Here is a 14,708-nt window from a genome sequence, read left to right as displayed (position 1 = left end):
GCGTCACGCGTCCTTGCGGATCTCCACCACCCGGAAGCGGTTGGCGACGAACGCGCCGTCGCACAGTGCGGCGTTCGCCGCGGGGTTGCCGCCCGAGCCGTGGAAATCGGAGAACGCCGCTGTCTGGTTGACGTAGACGCCACCCGTGAGGTTCAGGGACAGCTGGGCGCACTCTTCGAGGCAGGTCTCCTCCACGGCGGCGGAGATCTCCTCCGACGTCGTGTACGCCCCGACGGTCATCGCTCCCTTGTCGCGCACCGTGCGGCGCAGCAGCTCCACCGCGTCCGTCGCGGAGTCGACGGCGACGGCGAAGGAGACCGGGCCGAAGCACTCGCTGAGGTAGGCCGCCTCGGCGTCCGGCTTGGCGCCGTCCAGCTTGACGATCACCGGGGTGCGGACCACGGCGTCCGGGAACTCGGAGTTGGCGATCTCCCTGGAGGGGAGGGCGACTTCGCCGAGGCCGGCGGCCGCTTCCAGGCGCGTCTTCACGTCGGGGTTGACCAGCGCACCGAGGATGCCGTTCGCCCGGGCGTCGTCGCCGAGCAGGCCGCTCACCGAGGACGCGAGGTCCGAGACCACGTCGTCGTACGACTTGGTGCCGGCGTCCGTCTCGATGCCGTCGCGCGGGATCAGCAGGTTCTGCGGGGTGGTGCACATCTGGCCGCTGTACAGGGACAGGGAGAAGGCGAGGTTGGCCAGCATTCCCTTGTAGTTGTCCGTGGACTCGACGACGACCGTGTTGACCCCGGCCTTTTCCGTGTACACCTGCGCCTGGCGGGCGTTGGCCTCCAGCCAGTCGCCGAACGACGTCGATCCCGTGTAGTCGATGATTTTGATCTCGGGGCGCACGGCGAGGGTCTTGGCGATGCCCTCGTCGGGGCGCTCGACGGCCAGACAGACGAGGTTCGGGTCGAAGCCCGCCTCGGCGAGGACCTCGCGGGCGATCCGCACCGTGAGCGCCAGGGGCAGGATCGCGCGCGGGTGCGGCTTGACCAGGACGGGGTTACCGGTGGCGAGCGAGGCGAAGAGCCCCGGATAGCCGTTCCACGTCGGGAAGGTGTTGCAGCCGATCATGAGCGAGATGCCGCGGGCGACGGGCGTGAACCGCTTGTTCAGCGCTATCGGGTCGCGCTTGCCCTGCGGCTTGGTCCACTCGGCGGCGTCGGGGGTGCGGGTCTGCTCGACGTACGCGTAGGCGACCGCTTCCAGGCCGCGGTCCTGGGCGTGCGGGCCGCCCGCCTGGAAGGCCATCATGAAGGCCTGTCCGCTGGTGTGCATGACCGCGTGCGCGAACTCGTGCGTACGGGCGCTGATCCGCGACAGGATCTCCAGACAGACCATCGCGCGCGCTTCCGGGCCCGCGTCGCGCCAGTCACGCATTCCGGCACGCATGGCGGGGAGCAGGGTGTCGATGTCCGGGTGGGGATACTTGATCCCCAACTCAGGGCCGTACGGCGACACTTCGCTGCCGACCCAGTCGTCCGTGCCGGGCTGGTCGAGGTCGAAGCGGGTGCCCTGGAGGGCGTCGAAGGCGGCCTTTCCCTCGGGCAGGCTCAGGCTGCCGTCTTCCCCGTACGCCTTCGGGTGCTCGGGGTGGGGAGACCAGTACGCACGCGTGCGGATGGTCTCCAGCGCCTGGTCGAGGGTGGGCCGGTGCTTGGCGATCAGCTGGTGCGCGGTGAGTTCGGCGGCCATGACGGGACCAACTCCTCCTCGGGCAGCTCTTCATCGAGCTGGCGAGCTGGGCAGGGACGGTGGGCAGGAACGCTCTGTCACAGCTAGAGTAACCGAACGATCGGTCGGGACAAGAGGGTCCGCGAAACCTGTGGACAACTTCTCCCCGGCCACCCCCGAACCCTCCGGTCGGCGGGCCGTGCGGGAGGATCGCGAGCATGACAGCACTCGAGCTCAGCAGCGCCGTTGCCGTGGTCGGTACCGGAACCATGGGGCAGGGCATCGCCCAGGTCGCCCTGGTCGCGGGCCACCCCGTGCGGCTGTACGACGCCGTGCCCGGCCGCGCACAGGAGGCCGCCGACGCCATCGGTGCCCGCCTGGACCGGCTCGTCGAGAAGGGCAGGATCACCGCCGAGGACCGTGCCGCGGCCGGCGCCCGGCTCACCCCTGCCGAGAGCCTCGCCGAACTCGCCGACTGCGGCCTCGTCATCGAGGCGATCCTGGAGCGTCTGGACGTCAAACAGCGGCTGTTCCAGGACCTCGAAGAGGTCGTCGCCGAGGACTGTCTGCTGGCAACCAACACTTCCTCCCTCTCCGTGACCGCCATCGCGGGCGCCCTGCGCGCGCCGGGCCGCTTCGTCGGCCTGCACTTCTTCAACCCGGCGCCCCTGCTCCCCCTCGTCGAGGTGGTCAGCGGCTTCGCGACGGACGGATCGGCGGCCACGCGCGCGTACGAGACCGCCAAGGCCTGGGGCAAGACCCCGGTGCGCTGCGCGGACACTCCCGGCTTCATCGTCAACCGCGTCGCGCGGCCCTTCTACGCCGAGGCGCTGCGCCTGTACGAGGAGCGGGTCGCCGACCCGGCCACGATCGACGCTGTCCTGCGCGAGTGCGGCGGCTTCAAGATGGGGCCCTTCGAGCTGACCGACCTCATCGGCCAGGACGTCAACGAAGCCGTCACGCGCTCCGTGTGGGAGTCCTTCTTCCAGGACCCCAAGTTCACGCCCTCACTGGCCCAGCGCCGCCTCGTCGAGTCACGCCGTCTTGGACGGAAGTCGGGGCAGGGCTGGTACGCGTACGGAGACGACGCCCCGCGCGCGGAGCCGCACACCGCGTCGGCCGAGAAGGCCCCGGCGTCCGTCGCCGTGCACGGTGACCTCTTCCCGGCGGACGCGCTGATCGACCTGATGGGGAAGGCGGGCGTGAAGGTCGGCCGCGGCAAGGGGGTACCGAGCTACCCCGGATACATAGAGCTCCCTAGTGGTGCCCGGCTCGCCCTGGCCGACGGTACGGCCGCCGACACCGCGGAGGAGCCCACGATCCACTTCGACCTCGCACTGGACTACCGCACCGCGACGAGGATCGCCCTCGCCGCGTCGAGCAGGGTGAGCGAGCAGTCCCTGAAGGAAGCGATCGGCCTCTTCCAGGCGCTCGGCAAGAAGGTCAGCGTCATCGGACACGCCCCGGGGATGATCGTGGCCCGCACGGTGTGGATGCTCGTCGACTTCGCCCTCGACGCGGTCGGGCGCGAGGTGGCGGACGCCGAGGACATCGACACCGCCATGCGCCTCGGCGTCAACTACCCGCTCGGGCCCATCGAATGGGGCCGCCGCCTCACCACGTACCGCGTGGCGGAGGCGCTCGACGTCCTGCACGACGAGTACCCCACAGGGCGGTACGCGCCCTCCCAGGCACTGCGGCGCCAGGCCGTGCGAGAGGAGTACTCATGACCACCGCCCGCCGGGACACGTACACCCCGGAGACGCTGCTCAGCGTGGCCGTCCGGGTCTTCAACGAGCGCGGATACGACGGCACCTCCATGGAGCACCTCTCCAAGGCGGCCGGCATCTCCAAGTCGTCGATCTACCACCACGTGGCGGGCAAGGAGGAGCTGCTGCGCCGCGCGGTGAGCCGAGCCCTCGACGGACTCTTCGGGATCCTCGCCGAGGAGCACGCGCGCGTGGGCAGTGCGGTGGAGCGCCTGGAGTACGTCACGCGCCGCACCGTGGAGGTGCTGGTCGCCGAACTGCCCTATGTGACGCTGCTGCTCCGGGTGCGCGGCAACACGGACACCGAGCGGTGGGCCATGGAGCGGCGCAGGGAGTTCGACCAGCAGGTGGCCGAGCTGCTCAAGGAGGCCGCCGCGGACGGAGACCTGCGCTCCGACGGCGACCTGCGGCTGGCCACCCGGCTGCTCTTCGGGATGATCAACTCCATCGTGGAGTGGTACCGGCCGGAGAGCCGGGGCGCCGCCAACGGCGAGCAGATCGCCGACGCGGTGGTGCAGCTGGCGTTCGCGGGCCTGCGCACCGACCGCTGAGCCCTGGCCGCCGCCGGGTCAGCTCTCTGGCTCCATGTCGTCCTCCTCGAAGACCAGCAACGTACGCGTGCTGAGTACTTCGGGGATGGCCTGCAGCCGGGTGAGCACCAGTTCCCGCAGCGCGCGGTTGTCCGGCGTGTGCACCAGGAGCAGGACGTCGAAGTCGCCGCTGACCAGCGCGATGTGGGACGCGCCGGGGAGCGCGCGCAGATGCTCGCGCACCGTGCGCCAGGTGTTCTGGACGATCTTGAGCGTGATGTATGCGGATGCCCCCTGACCGGCGCGCTCGTGGTTGATCCGCGCCCCGAACCCCCGGATGACGCCGTCGTCGATGAGGCGGTTGATGCGCGCGTACGCGTTGGCCCGCGATACGTGGACGCGCTCGGCCACGGCACGTATCGACGCGCGGCCGTCCGTGTACAGGATCTGCAGGATGTCGCGGTCGATGGCGTCCAAGGGGCGGGGGTCGGCGACCGGCGGCTCGTGGGGCCGAGGCTCGGGGGCCCGGGCCTCGGAGGCGCGGGTTTCAGGAACCCGGGGCTCCGGCTGGTCGCCGTCCTGGCCGTCGGCCATTCGTTCAGAAGCCATGTCCCCCCGCCTCCCTACCATGGACGTACTGCATCCATCCCAGGCTGTGCAGAACCGTTTGTCCACAGCCTGGAGGTGCCTGTAGCCAAAATGTGCCGTCGACCGAACAATCGGTAGGTGAGGCGCATCACGTCGGCGCCTCTTTTGCCACTCCCACAAGGAGACCGCTTCCCAGGAGGTGCCGTCATGACGGTCATGGAGCAGCGGGGTGCCTACCGGCCCGCCCCGCCCCCCGCTTGGCAGCCCAGGACCGACCCCGCGCCGCTGCTTCCGGACGCGGAGCCGTACCGCGTCCTCGGCACCCGGGCCGCCGAGAAGGCCGACCCGGCCCTGCTGCGCCGCCTGTACGCGGAACTGGTGCGCGGCCGGCGCTACAACACGCAGGCGACGGCCCTGACGAAGCAGGGCAGGCTGGCGGTCTATCCCTCCAGCACCGGGCAGGAGGCGTGCGAGGTCGCCGCCGCGCTCGCCCTGACGGAGCGGGACTGGCTCTTCCCCAGCTACCGGGACACGCTCGCCGTCGTCGCCCGCGGCCTCGACCCCGTGAGCGCGCTGACGCTGCTGCGCGGCGACTGGCACACCGGTTACGACCCGCGCGAGCACCGCATAGCGCCCCTGAGCACTCCTCTCGCGACCCAGCTGCCGCACGCGGTGGGGCTCGCGCACGCCGCCCGGCTCAAAGGTGACGACGTGGTCGCGCTCGCCATGGTCGGCGACGGCGGCACCAGTGAAGGCGACTTCCACGAGGCGCTGAACTTCGCCGCGGTGTGGCAGGCCCCCGTGGTCTTCCTCGTACAGAACAACGGCTTCGCGATCTCCGTGCCGCTCGCCAAGCAGACCGCCGCCCCCTCCCTCGCCCACAAGGCCGTGGGATACGGCATGCCGGGACGCCTGGTGGACGGCAACGACGCGGTGGCGATGCACGAGGTGCTGAGCGAAGCGGTATCCCGCGCGCGAAGGGGCGGTGGCCCGACGCTCGTCGAGGCCGTCACGTACCGCATGGAAGCCCACACGAACGCCGACGACGCCACGCGCTACCGCCAGGACGCCGACGTCGACGCCTGGCGCGACCACGACCCGATCCTGCTCCTGGAGCGGGAGTTGACGGAGCGCGGACTCCTGGACGACGAGACCAGGCGGCAGGCGAGCGACGACGCCGAGGCCATGGCGGCCGACCTGCGCGCACGCATGAACCAGGACCCCACGCTCGACCCGATGGACCTCTTCACGCACGTGTACGCCGAGCAGACCACGCAACTGCGTGAGCAGGCGGCACAGCTGCGCGCCGAGCTGGAAGTCGCCTCCGAAGAGGCGGAGGAGGAAGCACGATGACCACGGTCGCGGCGAAGCCCGCCACCAAACCGGCCACCATGGCGCAGGCCCTCGGGCGCGCGCTGCGGGACTCGATGGCCGACGACCCGTCCGTGCACGTCCTCGGAGAGGACGTGGGAGCGCTCGGCGGCGTCTTCAGGGTCACCGACGGGCTCGCCAAGGAGTTCGGCGAAGACCGCTGCACGGATACGCCGCTGGCCGAGGCCGGCATCCTCGGCACGGCGGTCGGCATGGCGATGTACGGGCTGCGGCCCGTCGTCGAGATGCAGTTCGACGCGTTCGCCTACCCCGCCTTCGAGCAGCTGATCTCGCACGTGGCCCGGATGCGGAACCGCACGCGCGGAGCCATGCCGCTGCCCATCACCGTCCGTGTGCCCTACGGCGGCGGCATCGGCGGCGTCGAGCACCACAGCGATTCCTCCGAGGCGTACTACATCGCGACGCCGGGCCTCCATGTCGTCACCCCCGCCACGGTCTCCGACGCCTACGGCCTGCTGCGCGCCTCCATCGCCTTCGACGACCCCGTCGTCTTCCTCGAGCCGAAGCGCCTCTACTGGTCCAAGGCCGACTGGAACCCGGAGGACCCGCAGACCGTTGAACCGATAGGCCGCGCGGTCGTGCGGCGCACCGGGCACAGCGCCACGCTCATCACGTACGGCCCGTCCGTGCCCGTCTGCCTGGAGGCGGCCGAGGCGGCGCGCGCCGAGGGCTGGGACCTCGAAGTGGTCGACCTGCGCTCGCTGGTGCCCTTCGACGACGAGACCGTCGCCGCGTCCGTGCGGCGTACGGGGCGTGCGGTCGTCGTGCACGAGTCGGGGGGCTTCGGCGGCCCCGGCGGCGAGATCGCCGCGCGGGTCACCGAGCGGTGCTTCCACCACCTGGAGGCGCCGGTGCTGCGGGTCGCGGGCTTCGACATCCCGTATCCGCCGCCCATGCTGGAGAAGCACCATCTGCCCGGCGTCGACCGGATCCTGGACGCGGTCGCACGGCTTCAGTGGGAGGCGGAGAACTGATGGCCGCTGCTTTCGATGTGAACAGTCTGGAATTCAAACTGCCCGACCTCGGGGAAGGGCTGACGGAGGCGGAGATCGTCCGCTGGCTCGTCGAGGTCGGTGACGTCGTCACCGTGGACCAGCCGGTCGTCGAGGTCGAGACGGCCAAGGCGATGGTCGAGGTGCCGTGTCCCTACGGAGGCGTGGTCACGGCCCGCTTCGGCGGGGAGGGTGAAGAACTTCCGGTGGGTGCTCCGCTGTTGACGGTCGCTGTCGGAGGCCCGGCCGAGTCCGGTGCGGCGGGCAGGGACGGCGCCCCGGAGGAGCCCGCCGAGCGGGCCCTGCAGACGGCCGAGGAGGAGTCCTCCGGGAACGTGCTGGTCGGGTACGGGACGGGGGCGGCGCCCAAGCGTCGTAGGAGGGTGCGGCCTGTCTCGACCGGGGCGGTCGCGTCCTCTCGGGGGGAGGGCCCGGCTGGTTCGGACGGGCCGGTCGTTTCGGACGGGCCGGTCGTTTCGGATGGGCCGGTTCCGGTGATCTCGCCTCTCGTACGGAAGTTGGCGCGGGAGAACGGGGTGGATCTACGGAACCTCGTCGGATCGGGGCCGGACGGGTTGATCACGCGGGCCGACGTCGAGTCGGCTATTTCGGGAGTTTCCGTCGTGGCCCCCCGTGTTCCCGTCGCCCCCGTCACTCCCAGCGGCTCCTCCGCCCCCGCCCACCCGCACGTCTCGGCGAGCGACGCCGAGACCGGCGCGGAGACCGGCGCCGCGGCGCGCAGGACTGCGGCGATCAAGGCGGCGGTCCGTGAGGACGACGAGCTGATCCGCGCGAACCGGGCCGAGGCGCGCCACCAGGTGGCGGCGGGGCAGGAGCCGCGGAACGCGGGCATAGAGTCCCGGCACCCGCTGACCGGCATCCGGGGCCTGGTCGCCGACAAGATGGCCCGCAGCCGGCGCGAGATACCGGAGGCGACCTGCTGGGTCGACGCCGACGCGACGGAGCTGCTCGCGGCCCGCAAGGCGATGAACGCGGCGATGACGGAACGCGACGGCCAGAAGGTCTCGCTGCTCGCGCTGCTCGCCCGGATCAGCGTCGCCGCGCTGACCCGGTTCCCCATGCTCAACTCGTCCGTGGACATGGAAGCGCGGGAGGTGCGGCAGTTCGCCGACATCCACCTCGGTTTCGCGGCGCAGACGCAGCGAGGACTGGTCGTCCCCGTGGTGCGGCACTCCCAGTCGCGGTCGACGGATTCGATCAACGCGGAGCTGATCCGGCTCACGGAGTGCGCGCGGGCGGGCACGCTCACGCCGGGGGAGCTTACCGGAGGGACCTTCACGCTCAACAACTACGGGGTGTTCGGGGTCGACGGTTCCACGCCGATCATCAACCACCCGGAGGCGGCCATGCTCGGCGTGGGCCGGATCGTGCCCAAGCCATGGGTCCACCAGGGGGAACTGGCGGTGCGGCACGTGGTGCAGCTGTCGCTCACCTTCGACCACCGGGTGTGCGACGGCGGTACGGCGGGCGGCTTCCTGCGCTACGTGGCGGACTGCGTCGAGCAGCCGGCGGTGCTGCTGCGGTCGGTATGAGCGGACCCCGCGTGAGCTAAGTCCCTTGCCCCTAGGGGCTTTTTCAGGGGTGTCAATGATCCTTCCTATGCCCATACTCGGAGGGTGACCAGAAACGAAGTCGGCTCGTACGACGCGGTCGTGCTCGCCGGGGGCGGTGCCGCGCGGCTCGGCGGTGCGGACAAGCCGGGGGTGCGGGTCGGGGGCCGGACGCTCCTCGACCGTGTCCTCGCGGCCTGTTCCGGCGCCGGGACCACCGTCGTCGTGGCCGCGCCGAGACCGACTTCGCGACCCGTGGTGTGGACGCGCGAGGAGCCCGCGGGCGGCGGCCCCCTCGCCGCGCTCGACGCGGGGCTCCGGCACGCCGGGGCGGAGCGCCTGGTGGTGCTCTCCGCCGACCTGCCGTTTCTGGGCGAGCAGACCGTGGGACGGCTCCTCACCGTCCTCGACGAGAGCGGCGCTGACGGGGCGGTCCTCACCGACCCCGACGGCCGTGACCAGCCGCTCGTCGCGGCCTATCGACGGGACACCCTTCAGCGGGAGATCGCGGCGGTCGCGGACGAGGCGGGCGGCGCGCTCGCCGGGCTGCCGTTGCGGCGGCTCACCGCGCGGCTGGAGCTCGCGCGGGTGGCCGACCCTGTCGCCGCTTTCGACTGCGACACCTGGGACGACGTTGCCACCGCCCGGGCGCGCATCAGGGAGCATGGCACCGTGTTGGATGAATGGATTTCCGCAGTCAAGGACGAGCTGGGCATCGACCTGGACGTCGACACCGGCGCCCTCCTCGACCTCGCTCGCGACGCCGCGCACGGTGTGGCGAGGCCCGCGGCACCGCTGACCACGTTCCTCGTCGGATACGCCGCGGCGCAGGCCGCCTCGCGGGCCGGGACGGCCGGCGAGGGTACGACCGGTGGTGCCGAGGCGGTGGCCGAGGCGACGCGCAAGGCCGTGGCGCTCGCGGCCCGCTGGGCGGACGAGGACCGGCAGGACGCGAAGCCCGACGCCACGCCGGGCGCGAAGCCCGACGCCAAGCCCGACGTCACCAGTACGCCTCCGGACGCCGGATGACCGGGCAGCCCGCGCCGGACGCCGAGCTCGACGAGGCACTCGCCCTGGTGAACGGGGACCGTGCGTACGCAGCGGCAGCCGCGTCGTCCTCCCAGCCGCAGCCGCAGCCGGAATCGGGGCCGGTGCCGCAGTCGTACCCCCGGTCGAGCCCGCAGTCGGACCCGGAAACCGCGTCCGCCCCGGCCGCCCCCTCTGCCCGCCTCGCCGGCACCGCACCGAGCCCCGGCCCCGGCATCAGCCCCGCCCCTGACCGTGCCGACGGCGAACACCGCGACATCACGCCCTGGCCCGCCGCACGCGCCCGCGCCGGTCGAGCCGCGCCGGGTCCCGCGAGCGACCCCGTCCCCGTGCCGCTGGACCGGGCCATCGGCCTGATCCTCGCCGCCCCGCTCACCGCCCTGACGGACCTGCCCTCCTTCGACACCTCCGCCATGGACGGCTGGGCCGTCGCGGGCCCCGGCCCCTGGCACGTACGGGCCGACGGCGTCCTGGCCGGACACGGCCGCCCCGACGCGCTCGCCGACGGAGAGGCGGTGCGCATCGCGACGGGCGCCCGCATCCCGCAGGACGCCACCGCGGTGCTCCGCAGCGAGCACGGCCGGACCGACGACAAGGCGAGGCTGCACGCCCTGCGCGAGGTCGTCCCCGGCCAGGACATCCGCCCGCGCGGCCAGGAGTGCCGCTCCGGTGACCACCTCCTGCCGGCCGGCGCCCTGGTGACGCCCGCCGTGCTCGGACTGGCCGCGGCCGCCGGGTACGACACGCTGCCGGTGGTCCGCAGACCGCGCGCCGAAGTCCTCGTCCTGGGCGACGAGTTGCTGACGGAGGGCCTCCCGCACGAGGGCCTCATCCGCGACGCGCTCGGCCCGATGCTGCCGCCCTGGCTGCACGCGCTCGGTGCCGAGGTGACCGCCGTCCGGCGCCTCGGGGACGACGCCGAAGCCCTGCACCGGGCGATCACCGGGTCCACCGCCGACCTGATCGTCACGACGGGCGGTACGGCGTCGGGGCCGGTCGACCACGTGCACCCCACCCTGCGCCGGATCGGCGCCGACCTGCTCGTGGACGGGGTCGCCGTCCGCCCCGGGCACCCCATGCTGCTGGCCCGCACCCGGCCCGGGCAGCACCTCGTCGGACTGCCCGGCAACCCGCTCGCCGCCGTCTCCGGACTGCTGACCCTGGCCGAGCCCCTGCTGCGCACGCTCTCCGGGCGCGCGTCCGGCTGCGGCGGCCCCTCCACGTACACCGCGCCCCTGCGCGACGACGTCCACGGCCACCCGTACGACACCCGGCTCGTCCCCGTCACCCTGCGCGCCGACCGGGCCGTGCCGCTGCGCTTCAACGGCCCGGCGATGCTGCGCGGCATCGCGGCGGCCGACGGCCTCGCGGTCGTGCCGCCCGGCGGGGCGCGCAAGGGGCAGGAGCTGGAGATCCTGGACCTGCCGTGGGCGGTGCCGGACGTGGGCGCGGGCATCGGCATGGGCAGTGGCACGGGCATGGGCAGTGGCACGGGTTCACACCCTGAACCCTTCGAAGGGTCCGGCACCGGAACCCGCACCAGCACCCGACCCGTCGCTGAACCCGGCGCTGAAGCCGGAGTCGAGACAGGCGTAGACGTCGAGGAGCGTTTCACGTGAAACTTCCCGGGCATGACGCCATCGCGCGTCACCCCGACGAGCACCATGCGACCCACCGGATCAAACTGCCCCAGCGTGCGGTCGTACGGCCGCTGCGGCAGGTCACCCGGCGTCTCGCGATGGCGCTGCTGGTGCTCGCTCTGACGACGTGCCTCGTCTGGATGGACCGCAGCGGGTACCACGACAACTCGGACCAGCACGTCGACTTCCTCGACTCGGCGTACTACGCGACGGTCACGCTCTCCACCACCGGATACGGCGACATCGTCCCGTACAGCGACAGTGCCCGGCTCACCAACATTCTCCTGATCACGCCGTTGCGCGTGCTCTTCCTGATCATCCTGGTCGGCACCACCCTCGAAGTGCTCACGGAACGGACGCGTGAGGAATGGCGTCTGTCCCGCTGGAGGTCCAACTTGCGTGAACACACTGTTGTCGTCGGCTTCGGTACGAAGGGTCGCTCGGCGATCCAGACCGTCTGTGCGACCGGCCTGAAGCCGGACCAGATCGTGGTCGTCGACCCCAGCGCGAAGGTGGTCGACGCGGCCACGGCGGAGGGGTTCGCGGGCGTCATCGGCGACGCGACGCGCAGCGATGTGCTGCTCCGCGCCGAGGTGCAGCGGGCCCGTCAGATCATCATCGCGACGCAGCGCGACGACACGGCAGTGCTGGTCGCCCTCACCGCGCGGCAGCTGAACCGCGGGGCGAAGATCGTGGCGGCGGTGCGCGAGGAGGAGAACGCGCCGTTGCTCCGTCAGTCCGGCGCGGACGCCGTGATCACCAGCGCCAGTGCGGCGGGCCGGCTGCTCGGTCTCTCCGTGCTCAGCCCGAGCGCGGGCATGGTGATGGAAGACCTGATCCAGCAGGGCAGCGGGCTCGATCTCGTCGAGCGGCCGGTGATAAAGGCCGAGGTGGGCCGGAGCGTGCGGGACACGGACGACCTGGTGGTGAGTGTCGTACGAGGTCACCGTGTCCTCGGTTACGACGATCCGGCCGTCGGCAAGCTGGAGTTGACGGACCGGCTGATCACCATCGTCCGCGCCTCCCCCGGCACGGCAGTCGCCCCGGACCTCAAGCCAATGCCGCCGAACTGAAACGGAACCCTGCCGCCGAACCGAGAGGGGCAGGTGCAAGGGCAGGGGCTGGGGCGGAGGCAGGCGCGTGGCGGGTGCGGAGTCGGGGGACGCGAGTAGCCTCGGCCGTATGTATGCGATCACGATTCCCGAACCCGGTGGTCCTGAAGCGCTCGTGTGGGCCGAGGTGTCCGATCCCGTGCCCGGTGAGGGCGAGGTGCTCGTCGACGTGGTGGCCAGCGCCGTGAACCGCGCCGATCTGCTGCAGCGGCAGGGGTTCTACAACCCGCCGCCCGGCGCCTCCCCGTACCCCGGCCTGGAGTGCTCGGGCCGGATCGCCGCGCTCGGCCCCGGCGTCTCCGGCTGGGCGGTCGGCGACGAGGTGTGCGCGCTGCTCTCGGGCGGCGGATACGCCGAGAAGGTCGTCGTGCCGGCCGGTCAGCTGATGCCCGTGCCCGACGGCGTCGACCTCGTCACGGCGGCCGCGCTGCCCGAGGTGACCTCGACGGTCTGGTCGAACGTCTTCATGATCGCCCACCTGCGGCCGGGCGAGACGCTGCTCGCGCACGGCGGTTCCAGCGGCATCGGCACCATGGCGATCCAGCTCGCCAAGGCCGTCGGCGCGAAGATCGCCGTCACGGCGGGCAGCAAGGAGAAGCTGGACTTCTGCGGGGAGCTGGGCGCCGACATCCTCATCAACTACCGCGAGCAGGACTTCGTCGAGGAGATCGAGCGGGCCACGGACGGGGCGGGCGCGGACGTCATCCTCGACAACATGGGCGCGAAATACCTGGACCGGAACGTCCAGGCCCTCGCCGTCAACGGCCGGCTCGCCATCATCGGCATGCAGGGCGGTGCCAAGGGCGAGCTGAACATCGGCGCGCTCCTCAACAAGAGGGGCGCCGTCACCGCCACCTCCCTGCGCGGCCGCCCGCCCGCCGAGAAGGCGTCCATCGTCGCGGCGGTGCGGGAGCACGTGTGGCCGTTGATCGGCGGGGGCCATGTGCGGCCCATCGTCGACCGGACGGTGCCGATGAGCGACGCGGCGGCGGCCCACCGGGTCCTGGAGGAGAGCAGCCACATCGGGAAGGTGCTCCTCACGCGGTAGCTCAGCGGCTCAGCGGCTCCGGGGCTCCGGGGCTCCGGGTCGAGATGCCGGATTCGTTGCACCATGTGACGCTTGTTGCTGGTGCAGTGAACCTTCTTGATCTCGGTCACCCGGCAGCGGGAGGGGGTCAGCACAGTGCAGGCTTCCCGGGCGTGCCGTCGCCCCCTCCTCCTCGTCGTGGCGCTGTTCGCGGTCCTGGCAGCGGTTTTTCCCGGCCTCGTCTCGTACGCGGCCGACGCCCCGCAGCGACGTCCCGTGACCACCGTCGACGAGACGTCCCGTGCCGGGAGCCGTCCCGGTGAGGGCCGCGAACGGCCCGGACGGGCCCAGCCCCCGCCCCCGGACCTGCCGCCCCGGCCCTACACCCCGCCCCGGATCCCGCCGCCCCCGCAACAGCCCATGCCGACGCCCGCGGCGCACCAGGACCCGGCGTTCGACCCCACGGGGCAGACGCCCGTCGGACCTGTCCTCCCGAACCTCCGCGTCCTGCCCCTCGGCGCGGGCCTGCTCCTGATCGGCCTGGGCCTCGGCTTCCTCGGTCTGCGGCTGCGCCGGGGCTGACGCGGCCGCGGCTGAGGGTGGATCAGTCCCGTACGGGGGCACCACCGATGTGTGATGTTCGCGTGCGAGAGAATGGCGGCATGGAGATGCCGAGGAACGAACGGTCGCCGGAGAGCCCCCAGGTCCTGGTCGTGGGCCAGGACGGAATGGCTCTCGGTGGCGGCGGAGACGACGAATCCCGCGAGGTCCCGGTGACGGAGATGGTCGAACAGCCGGCCAAGGTGATGCGCATCGGCAGCATGATCAAGCAGCTGCTCGAGGAGGTGCGGGCGGCTCCTCTCGACGAGGCGAGCCGGGTCCGCCTCAAGGAGATCCACGCCAGCTCGGTCAAGGAGCTCGAGGACGGCCTCGCCCCCGAGCTGGTCGAGGAGCTGGAGCGGCTCTCGCTGCCCTTCACCGAGGAGGCGACGCCGAGCGACGCGGAGCTGCGAATCGCGCAGGCCCAGCTGGTCGGCTGGCTCGAAGGCCTCTTCCACGGGATCCAGACGACCCTGTTCGCGCAGCAGATGGCGGCACGGGCCCAGCTGGAGCAGATGCGCAGGGCGCTGCCGCCCGGCGTGGGCGGCGGCGACGAGGAGGACGAGAGCGGCGGCATCGCGGGCCGCACGGGAGGCCCGTACCTGTAGCCGCCCCCCCCGCACACGTCCGAACAGCTACGCAGAACAGCTACGCCGAGGGGGGGGGGGGGGGGGGGGGGGGGGGCGGGGCCCGCCCCGCGCGGCGGGCGGGGGGAGAAAAATACCGCAGTGGGGGGGGGGCCGGGAGCAGGGGCTCAAGGGGTAAC

Annotated in this window: 13 protein-coding genes; 11 read left to right on the top strand and 2 right to left on the bottom strand. The window is 72.0% G+C overall.

The window, feature by feature from the left end:
• Positions 1–3 precede the first annotated feature (3 nt).
• Positions 4–1,695, bottom strand: a complete 1,692-nt coding sequence (paaN, locus tag ACI2L3_RS26635) for a phenylacetic acid degradation protein PaaN (RefSeq protein WP_404754920.1) — start codon at positions 1,693–1,695, stop codon at positions 4–6.
• A gap of 197 nt (positions 1,696–1,892) precedes the next feature.
• Between paaN and ACI2L3_RS26630 the strand changes: the two genes are divergently transcribed.
• Together ACI2L3_RS26630 and ACI2L3_RS26625 are read left to right on the top strand one after the other, a co-directional pair.
• Positions 1,893–3,404 carry a 3-hydroxyacyl-CoA dehydrogenase gene (locus ACI2L3_RS26630; protein ID WP_404754919.1) on the top strand — a complete coding sequence of 504 codons (1,512 nt, stop codon included), beginning with the start codon at positions 1,893–1,895 and terminating at the stop codon, positions 3,402–3,404.
• A complete protein-coding gene (locus tag ACI2L3_RS26625; RefSeq protein WP_404754918.1) occupies positions 3,401–3,994 on the top strand; it encodes a TetR/AcrR family transcriptional regulator in 594 nt (197 codons plus the stop codon). Before ACI2L3_RS26630 ends, ACI2L3_RS26625 begins: the two co-directional genes overlap by 4 nt.
• Positions 3,995–4,012: 18 nt before the next feature.
• Here the strand turns inward: ACI2L3_RS26625 and ACI2L3_RS26620 are convergent, their stop codons facing one another.
• The gene (locus tag ACI2L3_RS26620; RefSeq protein ID WP_404754917.1) at positions 4,013–4,582 is read right to left on the bottom strand and encodes an Lrp/AsnC family transcriptional regulator; all 570 of its coding nucleotides are present in this window, start codon (positions 4,580–4,582) and stop codon (positions 4,013–4,015) included.
• A gap of 186 nt (positions 4,583–4,768) precedes the next feature.
• Between ACI2L3_RS26620 and pdhA the strand changes: the two genes are divergently transcribed.
• From pdhA to ACI2L3_RS26575, 9 genes are all read left to right on the top strand, one after another.
• Positions 4,769–5,914 (top strand): pyruvate dehydrogenase (acetyl-transferring) E1 component subunit alpha, encoded by a 1,146-nt coding sequence (pdhA, locus tag ACI2L3_RS26615; protein WP_404754916.1) that lies wholly within the window; start codon positions 4,769–4,771, stop codon positions 5,912–5,914.
• On the top strand, positions 5,911–6,927 hold the full coding sequence (locus tag ACI2L3_RS26610) for an alpha-ketoacid dehydrogenase subunit beta (RefSeq protein ID WP_404754915.1): 1,017 nt from the start codon (positions 5,911–5,913) through the stop codon (positions 6,925–6,927). Before pdhA ends, ACI2L3_RS26610 begins: the two co-directional genes overlap by 4 nt.
• Complete coding sequence (locus tag ACI2L3_RS26605; protein ID WP_404754914.1) at positions 6,927–8,498, top strand: dihydrolipoamide acetyltransferase family protein; 1,572 nt, start codon at positions 6,927–6,929, stop codon at positions 8,496–8,498. Before ACI2L3_RS26610 ends, ACI2L3_RS26605 begins: the two co-directional genes overlap by 1 nt.
• An 84-nt stretch (positions 8,499–8,582) precedes the next feature.
• A complete protein-coding gene (locus ACI2L3_RS26600; protein WP_404754913.1) occupies positions 8,583–9,545 on the top strand; it encodes an NTP transferase domain-containing protein in 963 nt (320 codons plus the stop codon).
• On the top strand, positions 9,542–11,182 hold the full coding sequence (locus ACI2L3_RS26595) for a molybdopterin molybdotransferase MoeA (RefSeq protein ID WP_404754912.1): 1,641 nt from the start codon (positions 9,542–9,544) through the stop codon (positions 11,180–11,182). The genes ACI2L3_RS26600 and ACI2L3_RS26595 overlap by 4 nt, the downstream gene beginning before the upstream one ends.
• A complete protein-coding gene (locus tag ACI2L3_RS26590; protein WP_404754911.1) occupies positions 11,179–12,276 on the top strand; it encodes a potassium channel family protein in 1,098 nt (365 codons plus the stop codon). The genes ACI2L3_RS26595 and ACI2L3_RS26590 overlap by 4 nt, the downstream gene beginning before the upstream one ends.
• Positions 12,277–12,385: 109 nt before the next feature.
• Complete coding sequence (locus ACI2L3_RS26585; RefSeq protein ID WP_404754910.1) at positions 12,386–13,363, top strand: NAD(P)H-quinone oxidoreductase; 978 nt, start codon at positions 12,386–12,388, stop codon at positions 13,361–13,363.
• Between the two features lie 135 nt (positions 13,364–13,498).
• Complete coding sequence (locus ACI2L3_RS26580; protein WP_404754909.1) at positions 13,499–13,924, top strand: hypothetical protein; 426 nt, start codon at positions 13,499–13,501, stop codon at positions 13,922–13,924.
• A gap of 80 nt (positions 13,925–14,004) precedes the next feature.
• On the top strand, positions 14,005–14,550 hold the full coding sequence (locus ACI2L3_RS26575; protein ID WP_404754908.1) for a bacterial proteasome activator family protein: 546 nt from the start codon (positions 14,005–14,007) through the stop codon (positions 14,548–14,550).
• The last annotated feature ends 158 nt before the right edge of the window (positions 14,551–14,708 follow it).

It is taken from the genome of Streptomyces sp. NPDC029674 (genome assembly GCF_044903205.1).
In the GTDB taxonomy this organism is placed as follows: domain Bacteria; phylum Actinomycetota; class Actinomycetes; order Streptomycetales; family Streptomycetaceae; genus Streptomyces.
This window is presented reverse-complemented; position numbering and strand designations above follow the sequence as displayed.

Coding starts and splice junctions, on each gene's coding strand:
- ACI2L3_RS26630 (WP_404754919.1), top strand. CDS start 1,893: ATGACAGCACTCGAGCTCAGCAGCGCCGTTGCCGTGGTCGGTACCGGA.
- paaN (WP_404754920.1), bottom strand. CDS start 1,695: ATGGCCGCCGAACTCACCGCGCACCAGCTGATCGCCAAGCACCGGCCC.
- ACI2L3_RS26610 (WP_404754915.1), top strand. CDS start 5,911: ATGACCACGGTCGCGGCGAAGCCCGCCACCAAACCGGCCACCATGGCG.
- ACI2L3_RS26625 (WP_404754918.1), top strand. CDS start 3,401: ATGACCACCGCCCGCCGGGACACGTACACCCCGGAGACGCTGCTCAGC.
- ACI2L3_RS26595 (WP_404754912.1), top strand. CDS start 9,542: ATGACCGGGCAGCCCGCGCCGGACGCCGAGCTCGACGAGGCACTCGCC.
- pdhA (WP_404754916.1), top strand. CDS start 4,769: ATGACGGTCATGGAGCAGCGGGGTGCCTACCGGCCCGCCCCGCCCCCC.
- ACI2L3_RS26605 (WP_404754914.1), top strand. CDS start 6,927: ATGGCCGCTGCTTTCGATGTGAACAGTCTGGAATTCAAACTGCCCGAC.
- ACI2L3_RS26620 (WP_404754917.1), bottom strand. CDS start 4,582: ATGGCTTCTGAACGAATGGCCGACGGCCAGGACGGCGACCAGCCGGAG.
- ACI2L3_RS26575 (WP_404754908.1), top strand. CDS start 14,005: ATGGAGATGCCGAGGAACGAACGGTCGCCGGAGAGCCCCCAGGTCCTG.
- ACI2L3_RS26585 (WP_404754910.1), top strand. CDS start 12,386: ATGTATGCGATCACGATTCCCGAACCCGGTGGTCCTGAAGCGCTCGTG.